Genomic DNA, 16152 nt, shown 5'->3' with positions numbered 1-16152 from the left:
GCTTTTAACTAAGCTCGTTGGCTTTTCGATAAGGTCCTTGGTAATCGAATAATCGTTCAGTGACCTGCCAATGTTGCTTTTGCTTTTTCGCGATGACGAAATCAGGCGCAGGAAGATACGGTAAAAAGCGTTCCACCTCTTCAAGATTATCAAATTCAATAGATTGACTGCCGTTGGCAATCCTCCGCGCAAATAGGTCGTTAAACGCTTGTCGGGACTTCTTGAAATTAAAACGAAATGTCTCTGCCAGTGTTAATCCATCTTCATCGTGATAGGTGATCTTAATGCTTTTTTCTTTGATGTTTATTTCTGGCGTAATCGCTGAGCAGCGCAATACTTTGTTGTTTTTTAGATTGAGTGCGCTTCTTAATAAATCGTCCGGATCAATGAGTTTTTCGGCGCAATGTTGGCACTGTCGTGCAGCGATGTCATTTTCTTCATTGCAATGAGGGCAGCGTTTGAAGCGAAAGCGATACGTGCATTGTTCTTCTCCGTGTTCGGTTTCCACTAGGCCATGGCAGCGGCGTCCAAAATGTTCAAGGATATTACCTTCGGCGTCTTTTCTTCCCCAGAATGTATTGGCAAAGTCGCACGCAGGGCAATGAATTTGCACTGCCACTGAATCTTGAGTTGGGCGCTTTTCGCCAATTTCAGGTTGAAATATATTGTAGCCATTATTGGTATAATCCAAGACCAAGCAGTCTTTTTTGCCAGGACTTAAACGCAAACCACGGCCGACAATTTGTTGGAATAAACTGATTGATTGCGTTGGCCGTAATATGGCGATTACGTCCACATGGGGCGCATCAAATCCGGTGGTTAATACGGAAACGTTAACCAAGTATTTGATCTCTTTATTTTTAAATGCAGTGATTAATGAATCGCGTTGTTTGAGCTTGGTTTTACCGGTTATTAGCGCGGTTTTATCTGCCGGTAAGTAGCTGGCGATTTCTTTAGCATGATCTATGGTGGCAGCAAAAATCATCACGCCTTGGCGATCTTGGCTAAGTTGTAATATTTGTTCGGTAACGGCTTCGGTGACTCTTGGGTGTTTATGAATCAGCTCGTTTAAGGCGATGTCGTCGGTGTTTTGCTCGCCATCCAAGCTCTCGGTTAGTAAGCTGAAATCATAATGAGCAATTGCGGCATCGTAATGTATAGGCGGCGTCAAATAGCCTTTTTTCACCATGTGTTGGAGTGGTAGCTCAAAAATACATTTTTTGAATAATGAGTTAGTGCAGCTTCGCGTGTAGCCATGGTAATGATTCTGGTAGATCCAGCCACTGCCTAAACGATAGGGTGTAGCGGTCAAACCGAGAATTTTTACCTTCGGGTTTAGTGCTCGAAAATGTTCGATGGTTTTATTGTATTGGCCACTTTCTTCCATGCCGACGCGATGGCATTCATCAATGATGATTAAGCTTGCGGGTTCGTTAAAATCATCAAGGTTTGCCGATAGTGATTGTATGCTGGCGAAAGTGGTTTTTTCTGTACTGGTTTTCTGACTTAGCCCAGCAGAGAAAATCCCCGCCGATGCACCGGTCGCCAAGAACTTTGCGTGGTTTTGTTCAACCAGTTCTTTCACGTGTGCCAGACAAATAACTCGACCTTTGGCTAATCGACTAAGCTCTGCTATTACTAAGCTTTTTCCTGCACCTGTTGGAAGTACAATAACGGCTGGGTCGTCGCTATTACGAAAGTGTCCCAAAGACGCCTCAACGGCTTGAATTTGGTAGTCTCGTAATTGAAAGGTTTGGGTCATTTTGTTTTAAATCTATCAGGTGAAATCTTGGTGTGTTGTGTCTTTGGCTACAGTATCATACCTGTTGTCGTAATTTTGCCTTTTTACAAGTGATCTTTTTTAAGTGACGAATCTATCTATGTCTAACAAAGTTCTGCCAGCTAAACGTCTGTATGTTGAAAATTCTATTCCCGCTTTCAGTAGGGAGGAGCCATTTGCTAATTTATTAATGGATTTACAGACCAAGGGGTGGAGCATACAGGACGACTTTTTTTCAACGGATTTTACTCAGGCGTTAATGGATGAGGCAGAAAGCATACAAAATGCGGTGATGTTGCAGGCGGGTATTGGTCGTAAGCAAGATCACCAAATTGTTTTGGATGCACGACGTGATTACATTCAGTGGATTGATCCAGACAAAGCTATTCGCACCGATTTTTTAAAAATGATGGCGGACTTGCGTGTCGCACTCAATCGTCGTTTGTTCTTAGGTTTGTTCGATTATGAAGCGCATTTTGCCCGATATGAAAAAGGGGCGTTTTACGAAAAACACATAGATGCCTTTAAAGGCGAGAGTAATCGTATTTTATCGACCGTTTTGTATCTGAACGAAGATTGGCAAGATGGCGATGGTGGTGAATTGATTATTTACGACGAGAATGATCCATCTGTCGAGGTAGGGCGATTCTTTCCGAAAAAAGGGCGCTTGGCGGTGTTTTTGAGCGAATGCTTTTATCATGAAGTGGTCGTGGCGAAACGGACTCGGCACAGTATTGCTGGCTGGTTCCGTGTTAATAGCACCACTGGGTCTACGCTTGATCCAGATCAGTAAATTTATTCCCTTTTGTTTGTATGGTTTTTTTAGGATTTGGCCTCGAAAAATGGTCTATAAATCTTTATAATGCGCGCCTTGTTTAATTGCTCTGGTTTTACGTTCCAGATCGCATAGGAGAATGTTATGTCTAAAGTCGTTGTGTGTGCCCTTTATAAATTTGTCGCTCTACCTCATTTTGAGTCCATTCGTGAGCCCCTCCAAAAAACCTTAGAAGACAACGCGATTCGCGGTACTTTGTTGCTAGCAAGTGAAGGTATTAATGGTACGGTAGCGGGTTCTCGTGAAGGTATTGATACCATGTTGGCTTGGTTAGATCAGCAGCCAGGTTTGGATAACATTGTCACCAAAGAGTCTTATGACGAAGGCATGCCGTTCTACCGCACAAAGGTAAAACTGAAAAAAGAAATCGTTACCATGGGCGTTGAAGGTATCGATCCTAAGCGCGTGGTCGGTACTTATGTTAAGCCGACTGAATGGAACGCTTTAATTTCTGATCCTGATGTGGTTCTTGTTGATACCCGTAACGATTATGAAGTGCAAATTGGCACGTTCAAAAATGCGGTTAACCCAAAAACAGAGACCTTTCGTGAGTTTCCTTCCTATGTGAAAGAAAACATGGATCCAGCGAAACAGAAAAAAGTTGCTATGTTCTGCACGGGTGGTATTCGTTGTGAAAAATCCACCGCTTATATGTTAGAACAAGGCTTCGAAGAGGTGTACCACCTTGAAGGTGGTATCTTGAAGTACTTGGAAGAAGTGCCGAAAGAAGAAACCTTATGGGAAGGTGAGTGTTTCGTGTTTGATAATCGTGTGTCTGTAAATCACGATCTACAAAAAGGCGAATACGACCAATGTCATGCGTGTCGTATGCCGATTACCGAAGAAGAGAAACAAAGCGAGCATTACATTCAAGGTGTGAGTTGCGTGCATTGCGTTGATAAATTCACCGATGAGCAGCGTCAACGTTTTATCGAGCGTGAGCGTCAAGTTCAGCTGGCCCGTTCTCGTGGTGAAGAGCATATCGGTGCGGAAGTGCTGGATGCAGTTGAAAAACATCGTTTGGAAAAAGCGCTAGAAAAAGAGCGTCAGCGCAAGGTTCGTGAACAAGCCTGATAATATTGTTTTGATTGAGTATTTTATAAGGCCAGCATTGATGCTGGCCTTTTTTGTTGGTGTTGAAATTAGAAGGTGATAGATCTAGTATTCTTACTCGCTCGGGCTGATTACCGTTTTTTAGGCCTGTCATTTATTGGATTAATTTTAGAAGGATTCTTTTCATGAAGTATTCGAAGTCCCTATTCGCCATTTCCGGCGCCGCTCTACTGTTGTCAGGCTGTGCTAGTCAAGTCGTCGATAAAACGCCCGTGGTTGATACAAGTGTGCTAAAAACCAGCATACGCACCAGTGGTCCTTTGGTACCTGATGGAACTCAAACAAGGGTTCGTTATACCGCTGGGAACAAAAGCACTGAAGAAGTAAAGACAGAGTATGATTCTTGGGTAACAAGTACCATTGCAGGCGATAATCACACGGCTGAAATTACTCGCTTAGATAAAAACTTAGTTTGGCAGGTCAATTATAGTGCAGAAAACTACGCTGAGTGTCCCTTGTCTGGTTGTAGCTCTTTGAGCCCTCTAGAAAAGCTTAAAAATAAAGGCGAAGGCGATGAGGAAGACTACAATCCTGCTGGAGATGACAGTTGTAAGGTCGTTGTGAAGAAATACGACTTTACTGTGACGCCCAAAGCGCGAGGTCGACAGATAAATGGATTTGTCGCTGACCAGTATGTTGCTCGATGGGATTTAGTGAGTGAAGATGATCAAGGTAATCGTGATGAACACGTGGTTACGATGGATTATTGGATGGCTGATGTGTCTAATAATCAGGCTTTGAAAGTGGCGCATGACTTTGATCAAAAGTATTTCAACAAAGTGATTGCTCCAACCCCTTTGGCTCGTTTGCTTGATCAAAATATGGAAAGCTCGATGGCTTTCTTTAGTGCGGGAAAAGAAAATGAAATGAAAAAACTGACATCCGTTGGTGGTGAGCCAATCTCTGTGAAACTTGAGTGGTATGCAGATGTGAATACTTGCCCAGAGACAGAAGCTAAAAAGGATGACCCTAAGTTTGATGCCAAAGACCCTGTTAACTCTTTGAAAGACATGGCAGGTAGTTTCTTTTCTGATCAAGCAGAAAAAGGTGCCAAAAAATGGATGGGGATGGAAGACGGTAAGCCGATTATTTCTTATATTCGAGAAGTGAAAGCCGCTAATATGTCCGGTGAACATACCAGCCGTTTTGAGGTTCCAAAAGACTTCAAATTAAAGGATCGTCAATAAATTCGACACCCCACTAGGCTGATTTAGCCTGTGGGGTATTTTGTTCTCTATAGTATTCCTGTCAGCTCATTTCTTTTTAAGCTGAAAAAGCTTAAAATTCAGCAAATTATATAACCATATGCGTTGACTGTAGTATGGTTAAACAATCAAACGCTGTGCTACACAGCCTCAATAATCATCAGATTGGATTGCATGAGCTACCAAGTACTCGCACGAAAATGGCGCCCACAGACTTTCCTTGAAATGGCTGGGCAAGACCATGTACTTCAAGCGTTGGTGAATGCCTTACGCCAACAGCGTTTACATCACGCTTATTTGTTTACTGGTACACGCGGTGTCGGTAAAACCACGATCGCGCGTATTTTTGCTAAATGCTTAAATTGTGAAACCAATGGCATTTCCCCAGAGCCTTGTGGAACCTGCGATAGTTGCCGCGAAATCGCTGAAGGTCGTTTTGTTGATCTGATCGAAGTGGATGCAGCATCGCGTACCAAGGTAGAAGATACCCGCGAATTATTAGAAAACGTACAATACGCGCCAACTCGTGGTCGCTTTAAAGTCTACCTGATAGACGAAGTACACATGCTGTCGACTCACTCCTTCAATGCGTTATTAAAAACCCTTGAAGAGCCGCCAGCCCATGTCAAATTTTTGCTAGCAACGACCGATCCACAGAAACTGCCTGTGACCATCTTGTCTCGTTGTTTGCAGTTCAATCTTAAAAATATGTCGCCACAGCGCGTGGTGGACTATTTGCAAACCGTGCTTAACACCGAGCAAGTTAATTTTGACCAGCCAGCGCTTTGGCAAATTGGACAAGCAGCCAATGGCAGTATGCGTGATGCCTTGAGTTTAACGGATCAAGCAATTGCTTTTGGTAATGGGACGATTTCAGAATCTGGTGTGACAGCAATGTTGGGCTTGGTGAATCAGGCGCAAGTGTTGGATTTATTAGAAAGTGTGGCCTCCAAAAACGCAGCGCAAGTGTTGAATAGAATAGAGCAACTTGCTGACTATCAACCAGATTTTGCGGCGATTTGTGGAAGTTTACTTGACGTGCTGCACCGTGTAGCGATTGAGCAACAAGTGCCCGGTGCCTTGATGGACCAGATGGGGGACTTGGCACGTATTCAAGCGATTGCCGCCAGTGTGAGCTCTGAAGAAATACAAATGATGTACCAGAGTTTGTTGATTGGTCGTCGTGATTTGCACTTGGCTCATTCAGCCCGCGCTGGGTTTGAAATGCTGATGCTAAGGTTGATAGCCTTCCGCCCAGCACCGCCAATGGTAGTTAGTCATGATGCGCCGCCAGCAATACAGGCTCACAAAGAAGTGGCTCCAGCACCAGTAGCGTCGTCAGATTCGCCGAATCAAACAGCTGAGCCTGATTATTCGTCGCAGACGACGGCGGAAAAAAAAACAGCCGTTATTGAGCAAGATGAACCAGTAGTATCTGAACCTGCTGAGCAAATGCCTGAGCCAGAACTTGCACAAGAAAAACCTGCTGTGCCAACAGTGCCTGCAGAACATCCACCTTGGGAAGACGCTCCTGAATCGGTAGCGGTCGAAGCGACTCTTGTAGAGCAAGATGCTGCTGAAAATACCGTGGCTGAAGGTGTTACCTCTGAAAACCTTCAGGATGAAGCACCTCAAGAGCATGCTGAAGACGTTGAGCATGTCACTCCGCATCATGTCGATGCTGCTGAAATTGAAAACGACGATCCATTAGAGCCTGTTGAGGCGATGATGGAAGAAGAGAGCACAGCAGTGAATGTTGCTGTTTCGCAAGAGCCAGACATACCGACAGAAACGGTTGAAAAAACAGGGCATGAGCCTAAACCTTTTGTTGTTGCACAAGAGACATTCGCAGAAGACGGCTTAGATGAAAGCGATGAAGATGAGGATGATGAAGAAGCGGAAGAACGCGCCATTGCCGATATCGTCGATCCATTTAATCCCGCTGCGGAATTGGTTGATGCTTTAGGTGCGGAACCTATTGACTCGCCCGTCGTCGAAGAAAGCAAAGAGCCTGATACACGTTTAGCGAAAGTACCGGATACAATCGCTCAACCTGCACTAGGCATGCCATTACCTGAGATGAGCCATTATAATGAGCTAACCATGAAACTTTGGTGGCTGGTGGCGCCTCGTTTGCCTTTGACAGGTTTGGTGCAAAATATTTTAATGAATTCCAGCTTGGTGGATGCAAGCGATCAAGGTGTTCGCCTTGAAGTGCCTTTAGAGTATGGGCACATGCTTAACCAAGTGCGTTATGAACAAATACAAGGTGCGTTGAGCGACTTCTTCGGGATGACGGTGCCTTTGATTATAGATACAGTGGAAGACACCACGGGTGTGACCGCAGAAGAATTTGCCGCCAGTAAGCGAGCAGAAGCCTTACAGGTTGCGATCACGCATTTAAATTCACATCCAGTTGTGCAAGCTTTGTCGGCGACGATGGGCGCACAATTGGTTTACGATACGGTTAAAGTTAAAGCTTAAATTGGAGAGCAAAAGTTATGTTTAAAGGTGGTATGGGTAACATGATGCGCCAAGCGCAGCAGATGCAAGAAAATGTGCAGAAAGCACAAGAAGAAGTTGCCAATATGGAAATAGAAGGCCAAGCAGGTGCGGGTCTGGTAAAAATTCTAATGACGGGTCGTCATGATGTGAAGCGAGTTTCTATCGATGATTCTTTGTTTGGTGATGACAAAGAGATGTTAGAAGATTTAATCGCGGCCGCTGTGAACGATGCTGTGCGCAACATCGAAGTATCTCAAAAAGAAAAAATGGCTGCAGCGACGGCAGGTATGTCTTTGCCGCCTGGCTTTAAGATGCCTTTCTAGGAGCGAGCTTTGTTTAGTCCCTTAATTAAAGAACTGATCGAATCATTACGTTGTTTGCCGGGGGTTGGGCCAAGATCGGCGCAAAAGATGGCATTGTATTTATTAGAACGTGATCATCAAGGGGCAGATAGACTGGCAAATGCATTGCGCGAGGCGCTCGACAAAGTTGGGCGTTGTTCAAGTTGTCGCACTCTGACTGAAGAGACTGAGTGCCAACTTTGTACAGACCCAGAACGCGATTCAAAGCATTTATGTATTGTAGAAACGCCCGCAGATGTTGTCGCAATTGAATCTGCGGGTAGTTTTTCTGGGCGTTATTTTGTTTTGCTAGGACATTTGTCTCCTATCGACGGCATTGGTCCAGAAGAATTGGGCTTGGATCGTTTAGAAGCTCTGGTTCAGCATAATAAAGTGGAAGAAGCAATCATTGCTACTAACTCAACAGTAGAAGGCGAGGCAACTTGTCACTATATTGCTGAAAAATTAAAAACATTGAACATCAATGTCAGTCGTATTGCCCATGGCGTTCCAATGGGTGGCGAACTGGAATACGTTGATGGAAACACTCTAGCTTTAGCGCTAGAGGGACGGAAGAAGCTCTAGTATGAATGATCAAGATGATGCTCTGAATATTGTGTGGGTTGCGGACAATGAGTCCCTGGCGAGTTGGTGTGATTACTGGGCAGATTTGCCAGTCATTGCTGTCGACACAGAATTCATTCGCCGCACAACCTATTTTCCAATTACGGGGCTCATTCAAATTAGTGAAGGCGAGAAAGCCGTACTGATTGATCCTCTTAGTATCGACGAGTGGGCGCCGCTTCGTAACCTGATGGTTAAGCCTTCAGTAATGAAGGTTTTCCATGCTTGTTCTGAAGATCTGGATGTTTTTGAACGTTTGTTAGGTGTTTTGCCTGCTCCTTTTTACGATACTCAAATTGGTGAAGCCTACGCCAGCGCCCAATGGTCGCTGAGTTATGTGAAGCTTATTCATGAGTATTTGCAAATTGAAGTGGCAAAAGATGAAACCCGTTCTGATTGGGTTCAACGCCCGTTAACCGATGCGCAAAAACGTTATGCTGCTCTTGATGTGGTGTATTTGGCGAAAGTGTACCCAATGCAAATTGCCCGTTTAGAAGAAAAAAACATGCTTGAATGGGCAATGGAAGATTGTGACTCATTGAAGTGGCAATACCAGATGAACTCTGATCCAGAGCAAAACTGGGACGGCGTGAAAACAGCATGGCGTTTGTCACCCGCTGGTTTGACGTTGCTGCGTTTATTGTTTATTTGGCGCGATGGACAAGCTCGTAAAGAGGATGTGCCAAAAGGTCAGATTCTCAAAGATCGGACTTTATGGTCATTGGCGAAAACCTTGCCGACACATCATAAAGCAGTTTCTGAAGCAGAAGAGTTAACAGGCCGTCAGCATCGTTTGTACGGTGAGGTGATTTTGCAGAATGTTGCCTTGGTAAATGAGTTGTCGCCTGATGAATATCAATTACCACTGGAAGTTCCTTTGCCATCTCAGGCAGGAGAATTGACGAAACGCATCAAGTCATTTGTTCGTGAAAAAGCAGACGCGCTGAAAATTGCACCAGAAGCTATGATGAAGCGTAAGCTGTTAGATCCTTTAGTGCGTCATTTGTATGATGGCACCGAGATTGATTGGCAGAACCCTGCCTTAACCGGCTGGCGACGTGACGTGATCGTTAATCCAGTACTAGAGACATTTAAAGAGTCCTAACATGGCGTTAAAGCGCCAAGGGTAAAATATGAAACAGCATTTAATCGTAGAAGTATTTCGTTCTAGCAAGCATGATGGAATGTACTTGTACGTGGAAAAAAGTAAGGGACTGAAAGATATCCCTGAAGAACTTATGTCTCGATTTGGCAAAGGCATCAGTGCGATGACCATGTTGTTAACTAAGGAAAGTAAATTGGCTCGAGCAACGCCTGAAAAAGTAATTGAAGGCATTCGTGAAAAAGGCTTCTATTTACAATTGCCACCAGCGAAAGATGACTATTTGTTGGATTTGTATAAAACACCGACAGAAGCGGTTTATTAATTACCTGGATTTAGATAATGATAGCAAAGCGTTACGAACCTTTTTGGAAAACCACGCCGCTAGAGCAGATGTCTCAAGCGGAATGGGAGTCTATCTGTGATGGTTGCGGAAAATGTTGTCTGCAAAAATTACAAGATGACGAAACAGAAGAGGTTTTTTATACCAACTTATCTTGCCATCAACTCAATATTGCTTCTTGCCAGTGTAAGGTTTACAACACCCGACAGGAAAAAGTATCGACTTGTATTACGCTAACCTCAGATCAGATTGATGAGTTTCATTGGTTGCCTGATACCTGCAGTTATCGCGTATTGCATGAAACCAAAGAGTTGCCAAACTGGCATCCTTTGGTGGTGGGGAATGACAAAGAGATGCTCCAACAAGGTCTTACGGTTCGCCATTACGCGGTGAACGAAAATACGGTTGACGAAGAAGATTGGGAAACCCATATTATCAAATGGGTACATGGTATGCCGGAGCCGTATGAAATAACGTGAGTATGACGAACGGTCGCTAATATCAGCAAAGTAAAGTAGTTCAAGGAGTTCGCAAACGTGAAGTGGTTGAAAATAAATACTGTGTTGTTAGTGGCTGTTTTATCCTTTTGGATGCCATCTAGCCAAGCGGATACTCAATTCCGTGTTATTGTTGATGCCTCTGGCAGTATGTTGATCAGTGATCCTGATAAGCTAACCGCTGAGGCATTGCGTCTTATTTCAAATCTTGCTCCAGAAGAAAAAGCGACTCTGGGAATCTGGTTGTTTGGTGAAGAGCCTCGTGTCCTTTTACCAGAAGCCGTTGTGAACAAAGCCAACAAAGCCAAACTGGCGAGCTATGTTGACAGCTATGTCACGCAAGACGTCAAAACCGATCTAGAAGCCATTGTTAAGTTGTTGTTAGAAACACCTGATTCGGGCGACCTAAAACCCGGTTTTAATCGTCATTGGATTTTAGTGACCGATGGTATGGTGGATATCAGCTTGGACGATGCAGTAAATAAGGCATCTCGTGATCGTATCCTTAATGAGCTGACTGACAAACTAGAAGAGCGCGGTATTCATCTTCATACCATTTCTATGACGGGCTACACAGATAAAGCTTTGCTCGAATCGCTTTCTCTTCGAACCAATGCGACGCACACCGAAGTCGCTATTCCTGAAGATTTATTAGACACCTTTGACCGCATTTTTACCCAAGCTTCGCCTTCGGATGAATTACCATTCAATGGCAATCGCTTTACAGTGGACGACGCAATTAAAGAACTGACATTAGTCGTGTTCCACGAGAATGGTATACAGCCTCATATCGTCAAACCGGATGGCACGCTTTTGTCTTTGGTGAGTAATAAAAATGTTTCTGTCTCTACATCGGATCATTACACCCTTATTACGGTTCGTGCTCCTGCTTCGGGGGATTGGCAAGTTAATAATGTCGATCTAGAGCGAAGCAGTATTAGGGTTATTACCGATTTAAGTGCTCAAGCAACGCCGGTCGCGCCAGTCATATTTCAGAATGAACCGATTTATTCCACTGTCGCTTTATTCCAAAATGACAAGGTTATAAAAGACGACAAAATATTGAACTTGCTGAACGTTAAACAAACATTAGTACGTTTAAGTGGCGAGCAAAAAGAAACGATTTTTTCTCATAAAATGGACAGAACGAACGGACAGTTTAAGCAGCGCTTGGAGGGTATTACTGAGCCGGGAAATTATGAATTAGTAAGCTTGGTTGATGGAAAAACTTTCTCTCGTCAGCTCAGTCAATTTTTCACCGTGCATCCTGCGATCAGTTTCGAGGGGAGTAATCCGAGCGGTAACTTGGTGTCTTTTTCCGCCAAACCGGTAAATTTAAAACTGAATATGCAGCGTTCTAATGTGAAACTTGAATTCACCTATAACAACGGCACCACAGAAATTGAGGAGATGCCGCTTATTGGTCAAGGCTATTGGGAAAAAATCATTCCTGTCTCTGCAAATGATAACGTTAAAGTCCGTGCGCAGCTAATTGGTTTCACTCAAACCGGACTGCGTTTTGAATATTGGACGCCAGTTTGGCACTTTAATCGACAAGGTAATGAAGATCCTTCGGTCGGACTAGGTGAAATGGCTCCGTTAGGAGCGGCTATTATCTCTGCTGCTGCCTCCAACAAAGGCGTAACACCAATGCTGGTTTCACCTTCTATCTCGGTGGTGAGTGATTCTGAAGAAAGCTCGGATACTTCGCCTGAAGAAGCGAGTATGCCAGCAGAGGAGTCGACAACAGAGAAGATTATAGATGAGGCGAACAGCCTGTCTAAAACAGAATGGCTTTTGTATGCTGGGCTAAACCTTGGCGGCATTGTCGTGATCGCAGGCGGTATTTTTATGTATCGTCGCATAAAGAAAAATAATTCGATTAAGAGAGATGACCTAGACGATGTGTGAGTTATTGGGCATGAGTGCAAATGTGCCAACGGATATATGTTTTAGTTTTTCCGGTTTACGTGCTCGCGGCGGGCGTACTGGTCCGCATAAAGATGGCTGGGGAATGGCCATGTATCGTGATGGCTATGTTTGGGCGATTCATGATCCAAGGCCTAGCGCCGATTCAGACATGGCGGAAGTCATCAGCAACACCTCGTTAAAATGCGATATTGTCATCAGTCATATTCGCCAAGCGAACGTCGGCGCGGTAAGTTTATTAAACACTCACCCCTTTAACCGCCTGTTGTGGGGTAAGACTTGGACTTACGCTCATAATGGTCAATTAGAGTCATCAGGCTCGTTGCCAATAGAGCATTATCATCCATTAGGCAGCACGGACTCAGAGCGAGCCTTTTGCTGGATCGTTGAACAGCTACAGACCCGTTTTGGCGACCAAGAACCCGCTTTAAATGACGTGTCGGCAGTACTTTCAGAATTAGCTTTACAGCTAAAAGCCATGGGCGTGTTTAACATGATGCTTTCTGATGGCGTGCGCTTATACTGCTTCTGTACCACCAAGCTGCATTGGATCACCCGTCGAGCACCCTTTAAAAAAGCCACCTTGTCGGACGAAGATGTGATTATAGACTTTAAAGAAGTCACCACAGACAAAGACGTCGTCACCATGATCGCCACGCAACCATTAACACATGATGAAACATGGCAACAAATGGAAGAGGGCGAATTGTGCGTGTTTGAAGGTGGCGAAGTGGTTTGTCAGATCAAAGCGGAAGACTTGTCAGAAAAGGCTTAGTTTTGTAGATTGAGATGTATACCGACAAAGATTTCTTTTATCTCCAATTGATCAGCTTATCTCGAAAGCCAAAGTAACCTCTCTCTCGCTAGACACTATCGTTTGATTTCACTAATGGGGTTTGCTTTGGCTTTTGTTGTTATGTAGATGGGACACTCTATATTAGTATTCTATGTCGAGCGAAATGGCTTCCAGCATTAAAAATGAAGTCTTTGCTCTTGGATAATTAGTAATTATTGGCCATTATTCAGCTTTTCAAAAAAGCACTTTTAATCCCTGTCCGATTATTCAAAAATTAATAGGAAATTAGCAAATTATGGTCTCGATCATCATGGACGGTCAGGATAAGACCAAACAGATTAGTGATTGGAAGATAAGCCAATCAGGTGAGAACCTGTGGCTTACATGTAGTTTCCCATCTGGAAAGGTGTTTAAACTCCCTCTAAGTAAGTGCAAGATAGCTCCTACAGAAGAAATGCAAAATAAGCTGCTTACACGAAAGGATAGCCATAGAGTTGAGCAGGTAGATCAAGCGGTTGTTTATGGAAATAAGTATGTTGTTCTACAGTACTCTGGTAAATCTAAGCGTTATTTAATGAAGTATGACGATGTTCATTTAGTTGAGCAGTCTGATGTAAGTGAGAGTGATGTTTTTCAATATTTTAAAGCCGTTTCACGAGAACGTATTGCTAAGTCAAATGGTGGATCAAATTCAGGTATTGCTGATAATATTTTGCGGCAACTGGAAAAACTCCCACTTTCAACTAAAACTGCATTATATGGATACTGCAAAGGGCATAGTCAGCCTATTCAGAGCCACCAAAACCTCATTTTTCCATTTGGTATAAATGAAAGTCAGCTTAAGGCTCTAGTATCAGTATTCTCTTCTCAAGTTAGTATTATTGAGGGCCCTCCTGGCACAGGGAAGACTCAAACAATATTAAACATCTTGGCAAACATTCTGTTGCAGGGAAAAACGGTTGCAATACTGTCTAATAACAATGCAGCCGTAGAAAATATCTATGAAAAATTAGCCAAAAACGGACTTGATTTCTTGGTCGCAAAGTTAGGAAGTGTAGATAAAAGGAACGATTTTTTTTCTGATCTCCCAGCGTTACCAACTTTTGAGCAAAGTGATGATCTAGAGCTATCGCTCGTAGAGGAGAAGGTTGAAGAATTAACGCAACTGCTATATGCCCAGAATGAAGCTGCTGGATTGAAATCACAAATTGACGAGCTGAGAATAGAGTATAAGTACCTACTTAAATGTAATTCAGAGTATCAAAGTGATAGTGCAAAACCGTTTAGCAGACTGTTAAAGAAATACCGATTATCTAAATCAAAAACTCTAGATTTAATATCCTATCTGACTCTTCTCAAAGATAGTCCAATCACCCTGAGAAATCGTTTCGAATTATTACTGAACTTTCGGATTTTTCGTACGGGTCCATTTAGCAGTGTTGATAAGTTAAATGCTATGACTTCTGCTTTACAACTGAAATTCTATAGTGATGAGCTAAAAGAAAAAGAAGAAGAGTTAGCTGCTTGTGAGAAGATACTAATAAAGGGCAATTTCGAGTCGCTTTTACAAGATGTTACGACATCATCAATGTCTTATTTTAAGCAACAGATCTCGCAAAGAAAGTGGTCCAAGGAAACTTTTAGCTCAGATAATTATCGCGTTAAAATCGACGATTTTTTACGTCGATACCCTATTATAGGTAGTGGGACGCATTCTATTGTGAATTCGATTAAAGCGGGAACAGTTCTTGACTATGTAATTATCGACGAAGCGTCTCAGCAGGATATTATCCCAGGGATTTTAGCGCTTGGCTGTGCTAAAAATCTGGTTGTTGTTGGAGATAGAAAGCAGCTACCACCAATATTTAATGAAACTGAAATACCTGCACCAGATGAAAGGTACGATTGTGGTAAGTATAGTTTGCTAGATTCTTGTCTTAAAGTGTTTGGTGGTACAGCTCCTGTTACATTATTAAAAGAACATTACAGATGTCACCCCAAAATCATTCAATTTTGTAACCAGCAGTTCTATAACAATCAGCTCATACCTATGACGCAAGATAATGGTGAAGTTGCTCTACAGCTGGTTGTTACGTCCAAAGGAAATCATACTCGGGGTTATAAAAATCTTCGAGAACTGGATTCTCTACTTGAAATACAGAAGCAGGGAAAAAGCAGCCACTGGGATGAGACTTCTAATATAGGTTTTATCGCCCCTTATAATGCACAAGTTGATCTATCTCAATTGCATCTGCCTGCAAATTTTATAAAGGATACAACGCATAGATTTCAGGGCAGGGAGTGCGACAAAATTATATTTTCGACTGTATTAGATGAGAAACCCAGCAATGTAAGAAGTTTGAGTTTCGTGGATAATTCTAATTTAATCAATGTTGCGGTTTCTAGAGCAAAACACCAGTTTACTTTGGTAACAGGAGATCGTGTTTTTAGTGCATTAAATGGCCCTATTGCTGCATTGATTCGCTATATTGAGTATTACGATAATGGCACTTCCAATATTTATAGATCTCCTGTTATTTCAGCATTTGATTTGCTGTATCGTGAGTATGATATTTCCTTAGATAAACTTAGGTCTCGATTGAGGCCAAACGACTCAGAATTTCTGTCTGAACAGATCGTCGCTGAATTGTTGCGCAAAATTTTATCCTCAGCACCCTATGATAGTGTGATGTTTCATATGGAGGTGGAGCTACATAAATTAGTAGCAAGAAATTATGAAGGCCTGACGGAATACGAACGTCGTTTTATGATTAAAAGCCGATGCGACTTTGTTATTTACCACAAAGTTGGTAAGAAACCTTTTGCCGTCATAGAAGTCGATGGTGGGAGTCATGATACGTCAGAACAGCAGAGAAGAGATGCTTTAAAAAACAGCATTTTGCAAAAGGCGGAGCTGACATTATTTCGATTGAAAACTGATGAAAGTCGAATTGAAGAAAAGATAGAGCAATTTATTGGCTCGGCATTAGGGCTGACACAGTCTAAAGAATCGGACTTTCATAAATTATCGAACGAGAATGTAATTTAGTAGCATGACTAGTCTCTTTGCTTGCAGAGTGTT

At 43.0% G+C, this 16152-nt stretch carries 13 protein-coding genes; 12 read left to right on the top strand and 1 reads right to left on the bottom strand.

The window, feature by feature from the left end; genetic code table 11:
• Positions 1-4: 4 nt before the first annotated feature.
• Complete coding sequence (gene radD / locus AC2A4J_RS17000; protein WP_484176863.1) at positions 5-1762, bottom strand: DNA repair helicase RadD; 1758 nt, start codon at positions 1760-1762, stop codon at positions 5-7.
• 118 nt (positions 1763-1880) lie between these two features.
• On the opposite strand from radD, the gene AC2A4J_RS16995 reads away from it, so the two are divergent.
• The 12 genes from AC2A4J_RS16995 to AC2A4J_RS16940 all read left to right on the top strand — a co-directional run bounded on the left by AC2A4J_RS16995 (position 1881) and on the right by AC2A4J_RS16940 (position 16119).
• Positions 1881-2573: a 2OG-Fe(II) oxygenase gene (locus tag AC2A4J_RS16995; protein ID WP_484176862.1), complete on the top strand. Its 693-nt coding sequence runs from the start codon at positions 1881-1883 to the stop codon at positions 2571-2573.
• Positions 2574-2699: 126 nt separating this feature from the next.
• Positions 2700-3689 carry an oxygen-dependent tRNA uridine(34) hydroxylase TrhO gene (gene trhO / locus AC2A4J_RS16990; RefSeq protein ID WP_484176861.1) on the top strand — a complete coding sequence of 330 codons (990 nt, stop codon included), beginning with the start codon at positions 2700-2702 and terminating at the stop codon, positions 3687-3689.
• Between the two features lie 164 nt (positions 3690-3853).
• Positions 3854-4915: a putative periplasmic lipoprotein gene (locus AC2A4J_RS16985; RefSeq protein WP_484176860.1), complete on the top strand. Its 1062-nt coding sequence runs from the start codon at positions 3854-3856 to the stop codon at positions 4913-4915.
• Positions 4916-5107: 192 nt separating this feature from the next.
• The gene (gene dnaX, locus AC2A4J_RS16980) at positions 5108-7417 is read left to right on the top strand and encodes a DNA polymerase III subunit gamma/tau (RefSeq protein ID WP_484176859.1); all 2310 of its coding nucleotides are present in this window, start codon (positions 5108-5110) and stop codon (positions 7415-7417) included.
• Between the two features lie 17 nt (positions 7418-7434).
• On the top strand, positions 7435-7761 hold the full coding sequence (locus tag AC2A4J_RS16975) for a YbaB/EbfC family nucleoid-associated protein (RefSeq protein ID WP_255829029.1): 327 nt from the start codon (positions 7435-7437) through the stop codon (positions 7759-7761).
• Between the two features lie 9 nt (positions 7762-7770).
• Positions 7771-8364: a recombination mediator RecR gene (gene recR / locus AC2A4J_RS16970; protein ID WP_484176858.1), complete on the top strand. Its 594-nt coding sequence runs from the start codon at positions 7771-7773 to the stop codon at positions 8362-8364.
• Between the two features lies 1 nt (position 8365).
• Positions 8366-9508 carry a ribonuclease D gene (gene rnd, locus AC2A4J_RS16965; RefSeq protein ID WP_484176857.1) on the top strand — a complete coding sequence of 381 codons (1143 nt, stop codon included), beginning with the start codon at positions 8366-8368 and terminating at the stop codon, positions 9506-9508.
• A 28-nt stretch (positions 9509-9536) separates the two neighbouring features.
• On the top strand, positions 9537-9830 hold the full coding sequence (locus tag AC2A4J_RS16960) for a YcgL domain-containing protein (RefSeq protein ID WP_484176856.1): 294 nt from the start codon (positions 9537-9539) through the stop codon (positions 9828-9830).
• 17 nt (positions 9831-9847) lie between these two features.
• Positions 9848-10327, top strand: a complete 480-nt coding sequence (locus AC2A4J_RS16955; protein ID WP_255829033.1) for a YcgN family cysteine cluster protein — start codon at positions 9848-9850, stop codon at positions 10325-10327.
• Between the two features lie 57 nt (positions 10328-10384).
• Complete coding sequence (locus AC2A4J_RS16950) at positions 10385-12256, top strand: VWA domain-containing protein (protein WP_484176855.1); 1872 nt, start codon at positions 10385-10387, stop codon at positions 12254-12256.
• Positions 12249-13049 carry a class II glutamine amidotransferase gene (locus AC2A4J_RS16945; RefSeq protein WP_484176854.1) on the top strand — a complete coding sequence of 267 codons (801 nt, stop codon included), beginning with the start codon at positions 12249-12251 and terminating at the stop codon, positions 13047-13049. Before AC2A4J_RS16950 ends, AC2A4J_RS16945 begins: the two co-directional genes overlap by 8 nt.
• A gap of 316 nt (positions 13050-13365) precedes the next feature.
• Entirely contained in the window at positions 13366-16119 is a 2754-nt protein-coding gene (locus tag AC2A4J_RS16940; protein ID WP_484176853.1) for an AAA domain-containing protein, read from the top strand.
• Positions 16120-16152 lie beyond the last annotated feature (33 nt).

This window comes from Marinomonas sp. ATLA20 (genome assembly GCF_057180105.1).
The sequence above is the reverse complement of the archived record's forward strand: the minus strand, read 5'-3'. Positions and strand labels throughout refer to the sequence as shown.